The 19258-nt window shown below is 37.6% G+C and carries 18 protein-coding genes, 1 rRNA gene, 1 pseudogene and 2 riboswitches; of the genes and pseudogenes, 19 read left to right on the plus strand and 1 reads right to left on the minus strand.

Annotated elements, in window-relative coordinates; all coding sequences use genetic code 11:
- Positions 1-2: 2 nt before the first annotated feature.
- The 14 genes and pseudogenes from HHO41_RS14965 to HHO41_RS15035 all read left to right on the plus strand — a co-directional run bounded on the left by HHO41_RS14965 (position 3) and on the right by HHO41_RS15035 (position 10765).
- On the plus strand, positions 3-488 hold the full coding sequence (locus tag HHO41_RS14965; RefSeq protein WP_169100041.1) for an antitoxin YezG family protein: 486 nt from the start codon (positions 3-5) through the stop codon (positions 486-488).
- Positions 489-774: 286 nt separating this feature from the next.
- Positions 775-1863, plus strand: a complete 1089-nt coding sequence (locus tag HHO41_RS14970) for a pre-toxin TG domain-containing protein (RefSeq protein ID WP_169100043.1) — start codon at positions 775-777, stop codon at positions 1861-1863.
- A 13-nt stretch (positions 1864-1876) separates the two neighbouring features.
- Positions 1877-2221: a phospholipase D-like domain-containing protein gene (locus HHO41_RS14975; protein WP_169100045.1), complete on the plus strand. Its 345-nt coding sequence runs from the start codon at positions 1877-1879 to the stop codon at positions 2219-2221.
- A gap of 544 nt (positions 2222-2765) precedes the next feature.
- A complete protein-coding gene (locus tag HHO41_RS22745) occupies positions 2766-3989 on the plus strand; it encodes an HNH endonuclease (protein WP_348981288.1) in 1224 nt (407 codons plus the stop codon).
- Positions 3986-4474 carry an SMI1/KNR4 family protein gene (locus HHO41_RS14985; protein ID WP_169100047.1) on the plus strand — a complete coding sequence of 163 codons (489 nt, stop codon included), beginning with the start codon at positions 3986-3988 and terminating at the stop codon, positions 4472-4474. The genes HHO41_RS22745 and HHO41_RS14985 overlap by 4 nt, the downstream gene beginning before the upstream one ends.
- Before the next feature lie 262 nt (positions 4475-4736).
- A complete protein-coding gene (locus tag HHO41_RS14990; RefSeq protein ID WP_169100049.1) occupies positions 4737-5030 on the plus strand; it encodes a hypothetical protein in 294 nt (97 codons plus the stop codon).
- Between the two features lie 19 nt (positions 5031-5049).
- Entirely contained in the window at positions 5050-5307 is a 258-nt protein-coding gene (locus HHO41_RS14995; protein WP_169100051.1) for a hypothetical protein, read from the plus strand.
- Positions 5304-5795 carry an SMI1/KNR4 family protein gene (locus HHO41_RS15000; RefSeq protein ID WP_169100053.1) on the plus strand — a complete coding sequence of 164 codons (492 nt, stop codon included), beginning with the start codon at positions 5304-5306 and terminating at the stop codon, positions 5793-5795. The genes HHO41_RS14995 and HHO41_RS15000 overlap by 4 nt, the downstream gene beginning before the upstream one ends.
- Before the next feature lie 162 nt (positions 5796-5957).
- On the plus strand, positions 5958-7001 hold the full coding sequence (locus tag HHO41_RS22425) for a hypothetical protein (RefSeq protein WP_248278485.1): 1044 nt from the start codon (positions 5958-5960) through the stop codon (positions 6999-7001).
- 15 nt (positions 7002-7016) lie between these two features.
- Complete coding sequence (locus HHO41_RS15010) at positions 7017-7526, plus strand: Imm6 family immunity protein (protein WP_169100055.1); 510 nt, start codon at positions 7017-7019, stop codon at positions 7524-7526.
- 468 nt (positions 7527-7994) lie between these two features.
- The gene (locus tag HHO41_RS15020; protein WP_348981289.1) at positions 7995-8471 is read left to right on the plus strand and encodes a polymorphic toxin type 15 domain-containing protein; all 477 of its coding nucleotides are present in this window, start codon (positions 7995-7997) and stop codon (positions 8469-8471) included.
- Positions 8472-8490: 19 nt separating this feature from the next.
- Positions 8491-9035, plus strand: a pseudogene (locus HHO41_RS15025) (T6SS immunity protein Tdi1 domain-containing protein).
- 89 nt (positions 9036-9124) lie between these two features.
- Complete coding sequence (locus HHO41_RS15030; protein WP_169100061.1) at positions 9125-9550, plus strand: pre-toxin TG domain-containing protein; 426 nt, start codon at positions 9125-9127, stop codon at positions 9548-9550.
- A gap of 129 nt (positions 9551-9679) precedes the next feature.
- Complete coding sequence (locus tag HHO41_RS15035) at positions 9680-10765, plus strand: FHA domain-containing protein (protein ID WP_169100063.1); 1086 nt, start codon at positions 9680-9682, stop codon at positions 10763-10765.
- Between the two features lie 49 nt (positions 10766-10814).
- Here the strand turns inward: HHO41_RS15035 and HHO41_RS15040 are convergent, their stop codons facing one another.
- Positions 10815-11069, minus strand: a complete 255-nt coding sequence (locus HHO41_RS15040) for a YciI family protein (protein ID WP_147536262.1) — start codon at positions 11067-11069, stop codon at positions 10815-10817.
- Between the two features lie 346 nt (positions 11070-11415).
- Positions 11416-11517: riboswitch (purine riboswitch) on the plus strand.
- A gap of 114 nt (positions 11518-11631) precedes the next feature.
- On the opposite strand from HHO41_RS15040, the gene guaA reads away from it, so the two are divergent.
- The 5 genes from guaA to HHO41_RS15065 form a co-directional block, all read left to right on the plus strand.
- Complete coding sequence (gene guaA, locus HHO41_RS15045) at positions 11632-13185, plus strand: glutamine-hydrolyzing GMP synthase (protein WP_169100065.1); 1554 nt, start codon at positions 11632-11634, stop codon at positions 13183-13185.
- Between the two features lie 113 nt (positions 13186-13298).
- Positions 13299-13400: riboswitch (purine riboswitch) on the plus strand.
- A gap of 120 nt (positions 13401-13520) precedes the next feature.
- Positions 13521-14846: an NCS2 family permease gene (locus HHO41_RS15050; RefSeq protein ID WP_169100066.1), complete on the plus strand. Its 1326-nt coding sequence runs from the start codon at positions 13521-13523 to the stop codon at positions 14844-14846.
- Between the two features lie 173 nt (positions 14847-15019).
- Complete coding sequence (gene glcT, locus HHO41_RS15055) at positions 15020-15859, plus strand: glucose PTS transporter transcription antiterminator GlcT (protein ID WP_169100068.1); 840 nt, start codon at positions 15020-15022, stop codon at positions 15857-15859.
- Between the two features lie 189 nt (positions 15860-16048).
- Positions 16049-18106 carry a glucose-specific PTS transporter subunit IIBC gene (gene ptsG / locus HHO41_RS15060; protein WP_169100070.1) on the plus strand — a complete coding sequence of 686 codons (2058 nt, stop codon included), beginning with the start codon at positions 16049-16051 and terminating at the stop codon, positions 18104-18106.
- A 594-nt stretch (positions 18107-18700) separates the two neighbouring features.
- Positions 18701-19258: ribosomal RNA gene (locus tag HHO41_RS15065) — 16S ribosomal RNA — on the plus strand; the annotation flags it as partial.

Here is a 19258-nt window from a genome sequence, read left to right on the forward strand (position 1 = left end):
GTATGGAAAAGGAAATGAATAGATTGTATAAAGAGATAACCGAAAAAGTTAACGAAATGATACCGGAGGATTGGAATAAATTCCATTTTTATGCTCAAATATCAGAAAATGGGGGAGGAACTTACTTTTTTTATAATACGATCGAAAATAATCTATATAAATATAGTTTAGAAATTCCCTTAAAATATCAAATTGATGAAGACGAATTTGAGAGAAATGAAGATCTATTATATAAATTGAGTAAGAAACTTAGAGAGGTTTTTAAAGATAATGGACAAGAACTTTGGTATTCTTTTACAATGTCTCTAGAGAGTAGTGGAAAGTTCACATTACATTATGATTATACAAATTGGTTTGATACAGAATATAGTTTTAGTGACCAAATGATTATTTGGAAAAATAAATACTTAGGCGAAGTACCAAAGGATAAAAATTATAATGCTTTAATTGAAAAGTATCATAATGAATTTCCAAATAATCCGATTTAACTAAATAGAGTAGAGATGATTTTGCCGATGAGTGGTTTGAAGAAGTAAAAAATAATAACCTGTAAGCATATTTATAGATGTAGATATGCAAGGAAGGAACTTATTGTAAGTTGCACCGTTAAATAATATAAAACCACCGCCCTAGTTAGATAATAATTGAATAACTGATTTTTATTCAAATCACTAAAACACTTGATTGCCTTTTAGGCAACAGGTGTTTTTTTCATTAATCTGCATTAGTTGTTATTGTTGTGCAACGCTATTCTGCCCGCTGGCTGGAATGGCGTTGGGAACTGTATACGGTGCTTATGAATTAAGTTCAGCTGTATCTGGTAAGGATTTAGTCTCAGGTCGGGAACTCGAGACATCTGAACGATGGGTGCGAGGATTGTTGGCTCCGCTTGATATTGTCCCAGGCGTCAGTGGCTTAACGAAGTTCAGCAGCACCGTTCGTCTCGCAGGTGTTAGCGATAATATTGGAAAGCTTGGCCTAAGTTCCGGTGTGAAGGGTGGCATCCAACAGGGAGCTACTGCTCGTATAAGTAACTTAGTAGAAACCGCATCTAAGTTTGGCTCACAGCGCTTGAGGCGTGCAGAAGCAGCCTTCCAAAACGGCGCCAAGATCGTGAAAAACAAGGTTATAAAAGATACAATAGAAGCAGCGCGAGTAGCGGATAAAGTGGTTACTGGGTTAAGGAATTACTTCCGTGTTCCCCAAAAAGCACAAGCGTTTGCAGGTGCAGGTTCTGTGGGGAAAACCCGTGAAGTAATTGAAAATACGCATACGATAGAGAATGGTGTTAGGGTTGTACTGAAAGTTAGTGATGAGGTTAAGATTGGTAGTGGGGGAACTAAGGGTAGGGGTGATACTATCCAAGTTAAGAACATTAAAGATGAAGTAGATATTATTGCTGAAAGAACTAAAGGTTTGGACTTAACTCTAAGAGAAACTCCATATAAAATCATGGGTAGTAAAAAAATGAAACAATTGAACGAAAACGTAAAAAATAGAACTATCACAAGAGAAGAATGGAAACAATTGATGTGGAACAAGAGATTTAAACGCAGAAGAGATAACGGTGTAGATGACTTCTGGGAACAAGAAAGAGAACGCTTGTTAAATGGAGAAGCTACGAGGGTATGGACGGAGAAACAAGCAAAAGACATAATAAATGGTAAGGCTCCAAAATATGAAGGTAAAACTATGATTGGTCACCATACTTATAGCGCATCTAAATATCCGCAAATTGCCAATAAAGGCGAAATTATATATCCTTTAACATTTAGAGAACATTTGTATCGATGGCATGGTGGTAGCTATAAGAAAAGCCTACCTGGTAAACCACTAAATAATTCAGTTGATAATGACTTTTAAGGAGGATATAAATATGTCGGTAATACTTTTAGTGGTAGAACAAGATGAAAATCAAATGAAATATTTACCTGAAATAAGAAAAAATACAAATTTAGGATTTTCCGAGATAAAAAAAAGAATTGGAAATGGAAGTCCGATAATGGAATGTAATCTGTTTAAAGATGATGAGGACGATGCAAAACTTAAAAAATTAATAAATGAATTGATAAATGTTGGTGCGAAGATAAGACTGTTTGATGGTGAATTAGTTAAAAATAAAGAAATATCTGTTGAATACTTGATGAATAGATTTGATAGATATAAAGAAATACAAAAACAAAATGAAATGTTAGATGATTTAATGTATGGTGAAGATTAATTTGTGGGGATGTTATGTAGAGTCGAGAAGCTCATTTGTTACTCCAAATGTTTACATAGCCATCTTGTTTTAGCTAGACCTTACCATAATAATTGTTATAGCTTTCCGTAATATGAACAACAGCTTCAAGTCATGTAAAAAGTAAATGAGTCATTTTAGATAGCTTACTATAAAGCACTTGATTGCCTTTTAGGCAACAGGTGCTTTTTTATTGAACGACATGATTAATCCTTTTGTGAAATACAGAGTACAAGGACAAAAAACAAACTAGGCATCAGTGAAACAGTTCATATTACGGCTGGTGCATATAATTCGGTAGAAATAGAAAAACCAGAAATAAGCCTAGACGACATCTTCGGTGGTGATAACTTCTACGGAAAACAAATGAAATTGGAAGACGAGGCTTGGAAAGAGCTCAACCTCGATCAAGATTTTTCCCAAAAGGGAATACCAACAGGCCATTGTTAATACACGGGCTTTCGAGTATGCATCCACTCGTGACACACAAGAAAACAAAGAATTCTGGTTTCAGATTGGTGCATTAGTGGTAATCGTTGGCGCAACACTTATCTGCCCGCCGGCTGGAATGGCGCTGGGAGCTGTATGCGGTGCTTATGAGTTAAGTTCAGCTGTCTCTGGAAAGGATCTAGTCTCAGGTCGGGAACTTGGAACATCTGAACGATGGGTGCGAGGTTTGTTAGCACCACTCGATATTGTCCCAGGGGTCAGTGGCTTAACGAAGTTCAGCAGCACCGTTCGTCTCGCAGGTGTTAGCGATAGTATTGGGAAGCTAGGCTTAAGTTCCGGTGTGAAAGGTGGCATCCAACAGGGAGCTACTCGAATTAGTAACTTAGTAGAAACCGCATCTAAGTTTGGCTCACAGCGCTTGAGGCGTGCAGAGGCAGCCTTCCAAAACGGTGCCAATATCGTGAAAAATAAGGTCATAAAAGATACAATAGAAGTAGCGCGAGTAGCGGATACAGTGGTTACTGGAGTGAAAAACCTTAACCCACTTCGAATAAAATACATGGAAGATACAATGGGCAATAAAATATTAACCTATGATTCAGCCGTCAATACCCATAGAATTGAAAATGGTTTAAGAAATTATGTAAGTAGGATTGAAGGGGTTAAGAGCAGTAGTGGCGGAACTAAGGGTACTCACATAGATACTTACCGTTCTGAAATTGATGAAGTAATAAAAAACGATTATGATATAAACGGAAATTTGATAAATAGGTCCATTGCTCCAAAAGGTTATGAAAGTGTGGAAGACTTTTTGAAAGTGGTAGATGATACAACAATTAAGGAATATGGTTATGATAGTATAGAAGAATTTAAAGAAGTAGTGGGGCACGTGGATGATTATTTAAATGCTTCACCACAGCATAATATAGTTAATAAAGGATTAGCAGGGGGAAAACATGTGAAAGGCGTAGATTATGATGTATTAGGTTTTCCAATATTTAAAGGGGAAAATTTACTTTTTACGTTAAAAATGGATAAAGAATATTATGTTATGAAAGATACAATTCAGTTTAAAGAGTGTACAAGGATATTAAAAGAGGCAATTGAATATGGCGAATTGGCAAGTGATCTTTTTTCTCCCCAACAGCTTGATCAGATTGAGAAGGGGAGAGCTAGAATAAAGGGGTTTACTTGGCACCATCATCAGGTTCCTGGAAAGATGCAATTAGTATTAGAAGACATTCATGGTTCAGTTAGCCACCTTGGTGGAAATAAATTATGGGGGAAGGGTATTAGATGAGAAAAGATTTAGAGTGGGAATACGCTGATTCAGAAGTATCAGTGGCAAAGATAAAAGAATTTGGATTACAATTAGGCTTCCAATTACCTCAAGATTATATTGATTGTGTAAAAGTAAATGGAGGTGCAAGCGTATTACCAGAGGAATTTAGAGTGGGCAATGAAGAGCGTTGTTTTGGTAGTTTATTTAGTTTCGATGAGGAAAGTTGCGAGTACATTGTTAAAAAGTATGAAACATACAAACCATTTCTTCCGCAAAAGTTATTCCCTATTGCAAATGATCCTGCAGGGAATTTAATCTGTCTAGATTATAAGAATACTGAAAGACCAGTTGTGATTTTTTGGGAACATGAAAATGCTTGGGAAAAGGAAATGTTAATACTGGAAGAGGGGTTATCAGAGGAGCAGGCTGAAGAACGTGCAAGAGAAAATGTATTTTATGTTGCAGAATCCTTTACGGCATTTTTAGATAAGTTGCATGACTAAGGATTTATGTAAAAAAGTTTAAATTAAGTTTTAATGAAAGAAATACAATCTTTGCATTGTTTAAAAATTTATTGTTATTAATATAAGTTATAACTAAGCAATTTGAGATAAAGTGTAGTTTGTAACGCAGTACACGAAATAAAGCACTCGTTTGCCTTTTGGTAAAGAGTGTTTTTTATTTAGAAATTAATATTGACGATAAAAATTATTGTTTTTATACCTGGAGAATATCTTCAGTGGTGACAATTTCTACGGAAAACAAATGAAATTGGAATACGAGGCTTGGAAAGAGCTCAATCCCAATCAAGATTTTTCACAAAAGGAATACCAACAGGCTATAGATAACACACGAGCTTTCGAATACGAATCGATTCGTGACACGCAGGAAAACAAAGAATTCTGGTTTCAGATTGGTGCCTTAGTGGTGATTATTGGCGCAACGCTATTCTGCCCGCCGGCTGGAATGGCGTTGGGAGCTGTATACGGTGCTTATGAATTGAGTTCAGCTGTGTCTGGAAAGGATTTAGTCTCAGGTCCGGGAACTCGAGACATCTGAAAGATGGGTGCGAGGATTGTTGGCTCCGCTTGATATTGTCCCAGGCGTCAGTGGCTTAACGAAATTCAGCAGCACCGTTCGTCTCGCAGGTGTTAGTGATAATATTGGGAAGCTAGGCTTAAGTTCCGGTGTGAAGGGTGGCATCCAACAGGGAGCTACTTCTCGTATAAGTAACTTAGTAGAAACAGCATCTAAGTTCGGAAAAGACCGTCTGCGACGAAAACATAGTGTAAATCACCTAGGTGGTAACAAGTTATGGGGAGGCGGAATTAGATGAGAAACGATTTAACGTGGCCAGAACCGGATGAGACAGTCTTAGCAGAGTATGTTAATAAGGTAGGTAAACAGATAGGTTTTATATTTCCGAGTGATTATGTAGAATGTGCGATTCACTATAACGGTTCTGCAGTCCTTCCGTATAACTTTGAAGTCGATGGAGTAAGCAGAGTGTTGGGTACATTGCTATCGTATGATAAAGATAGTAGTGAAAATATAATTAAAGTATATCAAAAATATTCTTCTTCTTTACCTAAGGAGCTTGTACCTTTTGCATTTGACCCCGCAGGGAATTTAATATGTTTTGATTACAAGGGACATGAAGATAATCCAATTGTAGTTTTTTGGGAGCACGAAAATGCTTGGGAAAAAGAAATGTTAATACGAGAAGAGGGATTAACAGAAGAAACGGCTGAAGAACGTGCAAGAGAAAACGTATTTTATGTTGCAGAATCCTTTACGGCATTTCTAGATATGTTACATGACTAAGTGTTTGTGTAAATAAATGTATATATAGAGATTTCGTGAAAGTAGTAAAATCTTGGCTTGGTTAAACATTATTTTGTTATGGCAATATGTACGATAACTGTGCAACTTGACATAAATTATTAATTTCAACATAGTACACAAAATAAAGCACTTGTTTGCCTTTTGGCAACGAGTGTTTTTTTTTTAGAACAGTTATCTCTGCTTGTTATGCTCCCAATTATTAGCGGCTTAACGAAATTCAGCAGCACCGTTCGTCTCGCAGGTGTTAGCGATAATATTGGAAAGCTAGGCTTAAGTTCAAGTGTGAATGGTGGGATCCAACGGGGTGCATCTCGAATTAGTAACTTAGTAGAAACCGCATCCAAGTTCGGTGCAGACCGTTTGAGACGTGCAGAGGCAGCTTTCGAAAACGGCGCCAATATCGTGAAAAATAAGGTTATTAAAGATACGATACAATTAGCACAAGTAGCGGATAAAGTGGTAACCGGAGCGAAAAATATTCTCCAGGTTCCCCGAGAAGGACCTGTATTAGCGGGAATCGGTCCTGCAGGAAAAACGCGAGATGTAATTGAAAATACACATACGATTGAAAATGGTGTTAGAATTTTATTTAACACGAGCGATGGAGTTAAGGTTGGTAGTTGGGGAACTAAGGGTACGGGTAATGTTAAGGTCCAACTTGGTAAAGAAGATTTGGATGCTTTACGGAAAAAGTGGAATGTTCCAGAGACTAATACAATTGCAGTTGGTAAAACGGATGTAAAAGGACTTGAAGATTTGACTTTTGAAGGAGTATCTCTAGAAGTAAGAAAAGAGGCTGGACTGCCTTCATTGGATACAATCTTACCAAATAGGGAGATTAGGGCTCCATATGATCATATAAAAAATCCTAAGTTAGCACAGTTCACAAGGCATGCTGAAGAAGGAGTTTTAAATGAGTTTGATTCTGCTGTAAAGAAAGCAGGAATCGAACCAACGAAAGTAACAGGTATACTTAGAATTCATCAATCTAATCCAAGAGGTGTATGTAATAAGTGTAGTAAGGGATTACTGAAACCTTATCCTATTGAGAAGAGTGGCATATTTTATCAAGCTAGCAAAAAATATCCCAATCTAACAATAGAAGTAACATCAGAGGTTGATGACAGTGTTAAAACTAATGGACTGTTATCTTTCAGTTTAAAAGATGGAAAGATTATTGAATAATTTAAGGAGGAAATTATGGATAATATATTAATTGATAATTTACAAAAAGAAGTTAAAGTAGGCTTTGTTTTAACAGTTGCTGAAAGAGTATTTTCTGTAATCAGCAAGGATGATGAAAGATATCTAGATGGAAGAGAAGCCTTGGACAAATGCTGGTTATGGGTTGAATCTCATGCTGTTACTGGGGATGAACTATATGAGCTTATTGATAACGCGGACTTTACAGGGATTTCAGAATTTGCTGAGGAAGAAGAAGACTTGAATATTGCTAGGATTTGGTCACTATTAGTTGATGCTGTCGCTTATACTTCTTGGGAAGCTTATAAAAAAGAAGAAGTAAAATATTTACCGCAGTCACTAGAAGGTATAAATGCTGATAGTATTACTATCTTATTAAACAGTGCAGTTGAAACAAGTTTTCTCACAATAGATGAAATCGAAAGAATGGAATCTGTTCTTCATGATTATATTTGTACAAATAATCCAATTCTTATAAAAAAAGAAGAATTTATAAAACTATTTTAAGAATGAAATAAACCTATGAATTTGTTTGTGAAGGTGATAACTGGTAAAGCCAGTTATCACCTTATTTCATAAAGTATGCTGGAAGATATATTTTCTTCCAGTTTTTTTTATCCTTCTTCCTTCTTTATATTGTAATTATAAATTTTTGAACATAAATCCTTACAGAAGGTGAATTAGTAGTTATCCCGGAGACTCACTTGTCTGTCCTCCAGCGGGAATGGCGTTAGGTTCGGTCTATGACACTTACGAATTAAGTTCAGCCATATCAGGAAAGGACTTGATTACAGGCCGAGAGCTCGGCACAAAAGGAAGGGCTCTAGTAGAAAATACTCATGCCTAGAGAATTGGACAGAAGCTACACTTAACAGATTCAAGGGGGTAAAATCCGAGGGGATAGATGGTGTAGAGGATACTGCAAAGGGTGCGGGTAATGCTAAGCATTTAGATGAAGTATCTAGAATAAACGAAATTAAAGTAAACTTTAACAGAAATGTTAATCATGATCCAGAAGAGTTTGAAAGACAATTAAAAGACCAAGAAAAAGGTATGAATGAACTTACTGTTGAGGAGTACTTGCAAAATCGAGAAAGGTATATTGCTGAAGGTCGAGCAATAGAAGGAAATGCAGCTCAAAAAATGGCTAGACAAGAAGCACGTAAAGACAAAATTGCTGAACTGCGAAAACAGGGACTTTCCAGAGCAGATGCGACAAAGCAAGCTTCTGAATGGCTGGAAACAAAAGCAGCACTTCATAATCCAGGTCAAATAGCTGGAGGGAGAGCGGATATGATTGGAGGTTTGGGGGATAAAAGAGTAAATTCCTCGATAGGCTCACAATGGAAATATAGAATTGATGTTGTTGATGAGCAAATTAGGGAAATTGGGAAGTATATGTCACCTGAGCAGCAAAAGAATACTTATTTAAATGTGAAATTAACTCAATAATCAAAGGAGGGTATTTTAATTGGAAACTAAATTTAGCGATTTTATAAAACATAAAACAGTTAATGAAGATGTTATTTTAAAATATAAAGATAAACTTCCTGAAGAATTAATAGAAACATGGAAAAATATGGTTTTGGTACTTTCGTAAATGGCTTTTTAAAAGTAATTAATCCAGATGAATATTTAGATATTTTAGAGAGAAGTTATCTAAGGTATAATCAGGCTATTCCTATTTTTTCTACCGGAATGGGTGATATTATAGTATGGGAAAAAGATAAGTATGTAAATTTATTAAACTTTAGGAAAGGGTATGTAAATGTTGTTTCATCCGGATTTGAATTCTTTTTTGATGACCTAATAGATAGTGACTTTATGAACGATGAATTAATGTGGCAGCCTTATCCTGAAGCGGTTAGTAAATACAGTGCTCCTAACTATGACGAATGTTATGGATACACCCCACTATTAGGTTTAGGTGGGGAAGAAAAAGTAGAAAATCTAAAAAAAGTCAAATTGAAGGAACATATTCTTATTATTACTGAATTTATGGGACCACTTCAGTAATGATTAGGATTATGCTTTAGAATAAACACTTGATTGTCTTTTAGGCAACGAGTGTTTTTTATTTAGAAATTAATATTGAGATTAGAATTATGTTTTTATACCTGGAGGACATCTTCAGTGGTGATAACTTTGTTGGGGCAACGCTATTCTGCCCGCTGGCTGGAATGGCGTTGGGTGCTGTATGCGGTGCTTATGAATTGAGTTCGGCTGTGTCTGGAAAGGATTTAGTCTCAGGTCGGGAACTCGAGACATCTGAACGATGGGTGCGAGAGCTGTTAGCACCACTTGATATTGTCCCAGGCGTCAGCGGCTTAACGAAGTTCAGCAGCACCATTCGTCTCGCAGGTGTTAGTGATAATATTGGGAAGCTTGGCTTAAATTCCGGTGTGAAAGGTGGCATCCAACAGGGAACTACTCGAATTAGTAACTTAGTAGAAACCGCATCCAAGTTTGGATCAGAACGCTTGAGACGAGCAGAAGCAGCCTTCCAAAACGGCGCCCATATCGTGAAATAAAGTTCAGTAGAACAATTATTTACTAAACCACCACATTGCATGGTAAAATTAAACTGATAATTGGTAAAATTAAAATATATTATTAATTAATCAATCGTTTGATTAGTATTTAGATAGCGGGAGATTTTTATGGGAAATACAGCAATTGAACAAAAAAATAACAAATATTTGGTCATGAATAGGTTAGTCTATCCTGAAACAATTAACGAACGCGAATTAGATATCATAATCGGAAGAAAAGTAGGAGGTCTGTTGCCGGTTGCGACGGAAACGTCGAAAAAGAGTGTAATGGTAAAAAGCACCTTTGAAAATATGACTCCATTAAAATCCTATTTTAGTGGCAATGTCAGTAAGAAAATGTTCCTAGATATCATCATTCAGCTTGTTGCGATTGTGAAGGACTGTGAAAAGAATCTTATGAATGTAAACAATCTTATGCTAGATTGGGAGTACATTTTTCTTACGCCAAGAACCAAAACAGTTCAATGTTTTTTCTGGCCTGTTTTTAACAATCAATCTGATCAAGATCTGGCCGGATTTTTTAAAGAGATTCCATTTCGGGTTGTTTTTTCGAAGCAGGATGACCATGACTATATCACTGATTACTTGCAGTATTTTAATAGCCAAACCATTTTTTCAATTAATAGTTTTGAGAAAATGATTCTTGAATTGATGGGTAAAGGTATGGATAACAAGGCACACCGACAATTTGTACCACCTTTAAAACAAGAGCAAGTGAAGAGATGTTCAAAGTGTGGAAATGTTTGTGAGGAAAGCGCGAAGTTTTGCATCGTCTGCGGTACACCCATTCAAGTTAATATGATGGAAAGAGAAACGGCAAAGCCATCAGACTATCCTGGAATATCGCAAAGATATGTGGAGGGGACAACCGTCTTAAATGCTGATTTTGATGAAAAATCAAGCTTTCCATACTTGATAAGGGAAAAGACGCAAGAGAGAATTGACGTAAACAAGTCTACATTTAGGATTGGGAAGGATAAAAGATCCTGTGACTATAGTGTAATAGATAATAACGCAGTTAGCCGAAATCATGCGAGTATTATTAGTAAAGATGGGCGTTATTTTATTATTGATCATCATTCAACTAATAGCACCTATGTAGATGGAAGGATTATTGCGGTACAAACAGAGGTGGAAATCTTTTCTGGAACAAAGTTAAGATTGGCCAATGAATCCTTTGTCTTCTATCTTTAAATCAATTGTTTAAAATAAAAAAGATGTTTCCCGATTCGGGAAGCATCTTTTACTTTGTCATCCACTCTTTCACGACGATGGTAGACGAGCCACTTTTAATAAGAGGGTCTAATTGGCCAATTCGCTGTGCCTCGGTGAACGAACCAGCTCGGATAATATAAGCCCCACCCGTAGCATCACTAAACGGGCCGTACATTTCTAATTTGTTTTCCTTTTTGAGACGATTGAGATACTCGTAATGGGCAGGAATCTGCTCTGGGTCGAATTTTTCTGTTCTAGTTGTAATAAATAAGTACTTGTTCAAAGGCAACTCCTCCGTCATTAGAACAATATGATAACATTATTTTATCACTATTTTGAATTTTGTGTTATTATTTTTGTGGTTGCTGCTTTTGCTCGGCGTTATATTTGTTGCTTTTTGTCGAAAAGCGGTTAAATGGCTAAATTCGTCGGATAAACTGTGGATATCGTCGGATAAACGGAAAGATTCGTCGGATAAATAGCAAAATTCGTCGGATAAACGCAGCAAAACGTCGGATAAAATCAGACGACTCCCATTTGAACCGTCCTAAAGCAATGCTATCGTCTTGAAATAGCTAATAATGTCGAGAATTGCTTGACCAAAAAATTATTGTACTGATAAAATAATCAAGGAACTATTACATAACCTTCATATACACTCGAAAATATGGTTCGAACGTTTCTACCAGATCACCGTAAATGATTTGACTATGAAGGCAGATTAAACAGTATATTTGCACCTATACTAGAATTCTGCTTTTGTGAATAACGAGGGGAGAATTCTAGTTTTTTTGTTTATGGTTTATAATAAGTGCAAGATTAATTTTGATAAAGAGGTGTCCAAAGTGACAGAAAAGTCGGAGTTTAAGGATTTAGAGAAAATTATTGTGCTTGATTTCGGAAGTCAATATAACCAACTCATCACGCGTCGAATCCGTGAGTTTGGTGTATTTAGTGAGCTTCACCCGCACACAATTACAGCAGATGAGCTCAAAGCGTTAAATCCAAAAGGAATTATTTTTTCAGGCGGTCCTAACAGTGTTTATGATGAAAACTCATTTCGCGTTGATGAAAAAATCTTTGAATTAGGATTGCCAATTCTCGGAATCTGTTATGGTATGCAGCTAATGACTGTAAGCTTAGGTGGTACAGTTGAGCAGGCTAAACAGCGAGAGTATGGTAAAGCTGAAATTAAAGTAGAAAACCAAACTAAGTTATTCTCAGAATTACCAACAGAACAAGTAGTTTGGATGAGTCATGGAGACCTTGTCACAAAAGCTCCGGAAGGATTTACTGTTGACGCAACAAGCCCTAGCTGTCCAATTTCTTCAATGAGCGATGAAAATCGTAAATTTTATGGTGTCCAATTCCATCCAGAGGTTCGTCATTCAGTGTACGGAAACGAGTTATTAAAGAACTTCGTGTTTGGTGTATGCGGTAGCGAAGCAAACTGGTCAATGGAAAACTTCATCGAGTTAGAAATGAAAAAGATTCGTGAATTAGTAGGCGATAAAAACGTACTTTGTGCATTAAGTGGCGGTGTTGATTCTTCCGTTGTTGCTGTGTTGATTCATAAAGCAATTGGTGATCAATTAACATGTATCTTTGTTGACCACGGTTTATTACGTAAAGGTGAAGCGGACAGTGTTATGAAAACATTTGCTGAAGGCTTCCACATGAACGTCATCAAGGTTGATGCAAAAGAAAGATTTATGTCTAAGCTTGAAGGGGTTTCAGATCCTGAAAAGAAACGCAAAATTATCGGTAATGAATTTATCTATGTATTCGATGATGAGTCCCATAAGCTAGAAGGCATTGATTTCTTAGCTCAGGGTACCCTTTACACTGACATTATTGAGAGTGGTACTGCAACCGCACAAACAATTAAGTCACATCATAACGTTGGTGGACTACCAGAGGACATGCAATTTACATTAATCGAACCGTTAAATACTCTATTCAAAGACGAAGTACGTGCATTAGGTACTGAGCTAGGTATTCCGGATGAAATCGTGTGGAGACAGCCATTCCCAGGTCCAGGACTTGGTATTCGTGTGCTTGGCGCTATCACAGAGGATAAATTGGAGATTGTTCGTGAATCAGACTATATTCTTCGTGAAGAAATTAAAAAAGCAGGACTTGATCGAGATATTTGGCAATACTTCACAGTACTTCCAGATATCCGTAGCGTGGGCGTAATGGGAGATGCTAGAACTTACGATTACACAATCGGAATTCGTGCGGTAACCTCTATTGACGGCATGACATCAGACTGGGCCCGCATTCCTTGGGAAGTTCTTGAAACGATTTCTACTCGGATTGTAAATGAAGTTGCCCATATCAACCGCGTTGTTTACGATATTACAAGTAAGCCACCTGCAACAATTGAGTGGGAATAAGCTAATTAACTAAAAAATGATATATACGAACGATAAAAAAACGAACATGAATAATGTTCGTTTTTTTATGTTGACGCATGTTATGTTGATATAGTAATATATAAAAGTGCTTAAGAATATAATAGATTTACCATCGTATAATATTGGGGATAAGGCCCAAGAGTTTCTACCGAGCTGCCGTAAATAGCTTGACTACGAGGTAAAGTGTAATATATGGGGAAATTCTATTGCTATTATCTTTAAACTCTTCTCCCATCTTTACCTACCTCATGTCAATGCTCCAGAAAGCTCTCGGAGCATTTTTTATTTTAGGAAAAATCATGAGGAGGAAGACCATGAAGAAGTATTTTCAGTTTGAAGAGCTAGGTACAAATTATCGCCGCGAAATATTAGGTGGACTCACAACGTTTTTAGCAATGGCTTATATTTTAATTGTCAATCCGCTTACGCTAACATTAGCAAATATTCCAGATTTACCAAATCGCATGGATCACGGGGCTGTTTTCGTAGCAACTGCACTTGCAGCTGCGGTTGGTTCGATTGTCATGGGCTTGCTTGGGAAATTCCCGATTGCGCTTGCTCCGGGTATGGGTTTAAATGCGTTTTTTGCCTATACAGTAGTATTAAGCAGTGGTATGCCATGGCAGCATGCTCTTGGCGCAGTATTTATTTCAAGTGTCTTTTTCTTGATTTTAACCTTAACAGGCTTTCGCGAAAAGCTTATTAATGCAATCCCAGTTGAATTAAAGCACGCAGTTGGGGCGGGTATTGGACTATTTATTACATTTATTGGACTTAAGAATGCTGGAATCATTGTCAACAACGATGCAACATTGGTTGGATTAGGTGATTTAACAAACGGAAATACATTGCTTGCGATTTTCGGTATTGTCATTACAGTCATTTTAATGACAAAGAAAATAAATGGTGGCGTATTTTATGGAATGATTATTACGGCAATTGTGGGGATGATCTTCAATCTAATCGATATTCCAACTAAAGTTGTGGATGCGATCCCTAGTATTGAACCAACCTTCGGCCAAGTATTTACGTCTTTCGGAGATAGTTCGTTTTATACATCAGAAATGCTCGTGATTATATTAACTTTCTTATTCGTTGATTTCTTCGATAACGCAGGAACTCTTGTAGCGGTTGCTAACCAAGCGGGCTTAATGAAGGACAACAAGCTTCCGAATGCTGGAAGAGCGTTATTAGCAGATTCAATTGCATCTTTAGTAGGTTCAATTTTTGGTACATCAACAACAACTTCATATATTGAATCGTCAGCAGGTGTTGCAGCTGGTGCGAGAACGGGCTTTGCAGCATTGGTTACGGCGGCATGTTTCTTGTTATCGCTATTCTTTTTCCCTTTATTATCAGTTATTACTGCTCCGGTTACTTCAGCGGCTTTAGTAATTGTTGGGGTGCTTATGGTATCGTCTCTAGCTGAAATCAAATGGTCAAAATTTGAAGTTGCGGTTCCGGCATTTTTAACAATGGTGGCTATGCCGCTTACTTATAGTATTGCCACAGGTATTGCGGTTGGATTTATCTTCTACCCAATCACGATGATTATGAGTGGTAAAAGAAAAGAAATCCATCCAATTATGTACTTGTTCTTTGTAATCTTTGTGTTATATTTTGCCTTCTTAAAAGAATAGACATTAGCTGTGAAAGGCCGTGGATTGTCCACGGCCTTTTTTTGTGTCTTATTATTTGTTCTCCTTTATAGGGAACCTGTGATTTTGACTATGGTTTTCCATTGACTTGCAAAAGTGCTTGAATGTAATATGGGGGTTAGTATAGTTGAATAATGTTGAAGTGAGGAGAGCCAATGAGGGTAGAAGTAGAAAAGGTCTTAAATAACAACGTGCTGATTGCGAAGCATACCTCTTTTGGTGAAGTAGTAATTATTGGTAAAGGGGTTGGCTTTAACCGAAAAAAGGGAGACCCTATTGATACCAACACAGTTGAAAAACTGTTTGTATTAAAGGACGAAAAGGAGCAAAAAGATTATATAAAGCTGCTTCCATTTGTCGATAATGATCTCCATGAAGTAATTATTTCAGCTATCGACTTAATTAAAACGAAAGCAAATGCTCCGCTCAATGAACACATCCATGTGGCTTTAACTGACCATTTAATGTTTACTTTTAATCGAATGAGTAAGGGAATGGAAATTCGTAACCCGTTCCTTGTTGAAACGAAAACGCTTTACCCTTTTGAATATGGTATTGCGCGGGATGTTGTTAATCACATTGCTTTAAAAACTGACATTTCAATGCCTGAAGGGGAAATTGGTTTTATTGCTCTCCATATTCACAGTTCTATCATGAATCGTGAATTATCTGAGGTTAATCAAGATTCGCAACTTGTGACAAAACTAGTAAATATGATCGAGGATCAATTGAAAATTAACATAAATAAAGACAGTATTGATTACACAAGACTCGTGCGCCATCTGCGTTATACGATTGAACGGGTAAAAAATGGCGAACGTGTCGAAGAGCCAGAGAAAATTTCTTCCCTCTTGAAAGAAGAGTATCCTGTGTGTTACAATTTGTCATGGAAACTCATTAAGGTTTTACAACAAGCATTGTCAAAGCCGGTTTATGATGCTGAGGCAGTATACTTAACGATGCATTTACAACGGCTCCAGAAAAAAATTAAATAATACAGTCATTATCATTTATTTACGTGTTACTGATTCGATCAGGCATGAGTAAAGAAGGGTAATTGAAATAAAAGTTTTTGGGTAATCTACCCTTAAGCTTTTGTTTTCTCTTACACTCTTTCCTCATGCCTTTTTTATTTTGCTTGTATGTAAGCGGTTAATGAGTAATAAAAAATGGAGGTTGTCTTTATGTTTAAAAAAGCTTTTGGTGTACTTCAAAAAGTTGGTAAAGCTTTAATGTTACCTGTAGCCCTTCTTCCAGCGGCAGGTATCTTACTTGCTCTAGGTGCTGCTTTAAGAAACCCTACTTTATTGGAATTAGCACCATTTTTAGATAATAGCGGAGTTGATATGGTAGCTGCAGTAATGCAAAATGCAGGAGATATCGTCTTTGGAAATTTAGCCCTGCTATTTGCGGTGGGTGTTGCTGTTGGTTTAGCTGGCGGTGAAGGAACTGCTGGACTAGCTGCCCTTATTGGTTACTTAATTATGAATGTAACCATGGGTACTGTTTTAGGGATTGAACCTGGCGATGTAGGTCAAGCTACTGTACTCGGAATTTCGACATTACAAACAGGTGTGTTTGGTGGTATTATCGTCGGTATTATCGCAGCTTCTCTATACAATAGGTTTTATGAAATTGAACTTCCGTCCTATCTAGGATTCTTTGCAGGTAAACGCTTTGTTCCGATTATTACTGCTGCATCAGCTGTAATTCTTGGCCTCATCATGATTGTCATCTGGCCGCCAGTTCAATCGGGATTAAATTCGTTCTCTCATAACATGGTTAACTCAAATTTAACGCTTTCTGCTTTTGTCTTTGGGGTAATTGAACGTTCATTGATTCCGTTTGGCTTACACCACATTTTCTACTCACCATTCTGGTTTGAATTTGGAGAATATGTAAACAAAGCTGGAGATGTAGTTAAAGGTGACCAAGCGATTTTCATGGCGCAAATTAGAGACAATGTTCAAAATTTAACAGCTGGTACATTTATGACTGGTAAATTCCCATTCATGATGTTTGGATTACCGGCAGCGGCATTAGCAATTTATCAAGAAGCTCGTCCGGAAAGAAAAGCGGTTGTTGGTGGTTTGATGGTATCTGCTGCCCTAACTTCTTTCTTAACTGGTATTACTGAACCGATTGAATTCTCATTCTTATTCGTAGCACCAATCCTATTTGGTATTCACGCAATCTTTGCAGGTTTCTCGTTTATGATCATGCAACTATTAAATGTTAAAATTGGTATGACCTTCTCTGGTGGTTTAATTGACTATATTTTATTCGGTTTAATTAACCCGCAAACAAACGCTTGGCTCGTTATTCCTGTTGGTTTAGGATTCGCTGTTATTTACTATTTCGGCTTCCGTTTTGCAATCCGTAAATTCAACCTTAAAACTCCAGGTCGTGAGGTTGAAGAAGTAGAGGATGAAGTTACAGATAAAACAGGTAATGAACTTCCGTATAATATCTTAGAGGCAATGGGTGGACAAAGCAATATCGCTCACTTAGATGCTTGTATCACTCGTCTTCGTGTTTCGGTAAATGATATTAAAAATGTTGATAAAAACCGTCTAAAAAAATTAGGCGCAGCTGGTGTTCTTGAAGTAGGTAACAATATTCAAGCTATTTTTGGACCTCGTTCTGAAACGATTAAAGGCCAAATGCAAGATATTATTAGTGGGAAAAGACCAAAACCTGCATCAAACGCGGCTTCTGGAGCTCAAAAAGTTGAACAACAAATTGAAGCTGTAAACCCAAGTGCTTTGCAAAATGACACTGTAAAAGAAACAACCATTATTTCTCCTATTAAAGGTGAAATTAAACCAATCACAGAAGTTCCTGATGCAGTATTCTCGGGTAAAATGATGGGTGATGGTTTTGCGATTGTTCCTTCAGAAGGAACTATTGTATCTCCGGTCGATGGTAAAATCGTTAACCTTTTCCCAACTAAACACGCAATTGGTATCCTTTCTAACGGTGGTCGTGAGATCTTAATCCACGTCGGAATAGATACTGTAAACTTAAAAGGACAAGGTTTCGAAACGCTTGTTTCGGAAAATGATACGGTAACACAAGGGCAGCCGTTATTAAAAGTTGATCTTGATTACATTAAACAAAATGCACCATCTATTATCACTCCAATTGTATTTACTAACCTTGAACAAGGTGAAACAATTGTATTGAAAAAACAAGGCGAAGTGGGCTTAAAAGAGGAAAATATCATTTCAATCACAAAATAAGCTTTGCGGAAACCGAACTCGTTTATTGATGGGTTCGGTTTCTTTTTTTGTCTTTGCAATAGTCTGTGTTAAAGCTTAGTGTTGATTTTTCGTAAGTTGATTGGAGCGGAAGGCACGAAGACTCCTGCGGGAGTAGCTGGTATGGGAGACCCCACAGGCGCAAAAGCGCCGAGGAGGCTCCCAACTAGCCCCTAAGGTGCGCGAAGTGCCTGGAGCGGAAACTCGACATTCATGTTTAACACAGCCTTACAATAAGAGGTTTTTTGGTGAAAAGTTATGTTTTCGGTTTTGCTAATCTGAAGAGGAATTATTTTGATGAGTAATTTTATAAAAATAAAGGTTGCTTATTAATAACCAGGATGCTATTATAGAAAAACAGCGTCACCGAGGCAAATTCGATTTTAAAAATAAATAAAAAAATCGTTGACTTTTTATCAAGAAGTTGATAAACTAGAAAAGTTCGCTTCTGGCGATGATGAAAAAATTGTTCTTTGAAAACTAAACAAACAAACGTCAACAATAAACAAATAATCGTGTTTCTTCTATTATATAGAGTAACACGAGCCAACGTAACTTTTATGAGCTAAATCAACTTTCTTGGAGAGTTTGATCCTGGCTCAGGACGAACGCTGGCGGCGTGCCTAATACATGCAAGTCGAGCGGACTTGAGGGAGCTTGCTCCCGATAGTCAGCGGCGGACGGGTGAGTAACACGTGGGCAACCTGCCTGTAAGACTGGGATAACTTCGGGAAACCGGAGCTAATACCGGATAATCCTTTCCCTCTCATGAGGGAAAGCTGAAAGACGGTTTCGGCTGTCACTTACAGATGGGCCCGCGGCGCATTAGCTAGTTGGTGAGGTAACGGCTCACCAAGGCGACGATGCGTAGCCGACCTGAGAGGGTGATCGGCCACACTGGGACTGAGACACGGCCCAGACTCCTACGGGAGGCAGCAGTAGGGAATCTTCCGCAATGGACGAAAGTCTGACGGAGCAACGCCGCGTGAGCGAAGAAGGCCTTCGGGTCGTAAAGCTCTGTTGTTAGGGAAGAACAAGTACCGGAGTAACTGCCGGTACCTTGACGGTACCTAACCAGAAAGCCACGGCTAACTACGTGCCAGCAGCCGCGGTAATACGTAGGTGGCAAGCGTT

It is taken from the genome of Bacillus sp. DNRA2 (assembly GCF_012843265.1).
In the GTDB taxonomy this organism is placed as follows: Bacteria; Bacillota; Bacilli; order Bacillales; family Cytobacillaceae; genus Bacillus_BU.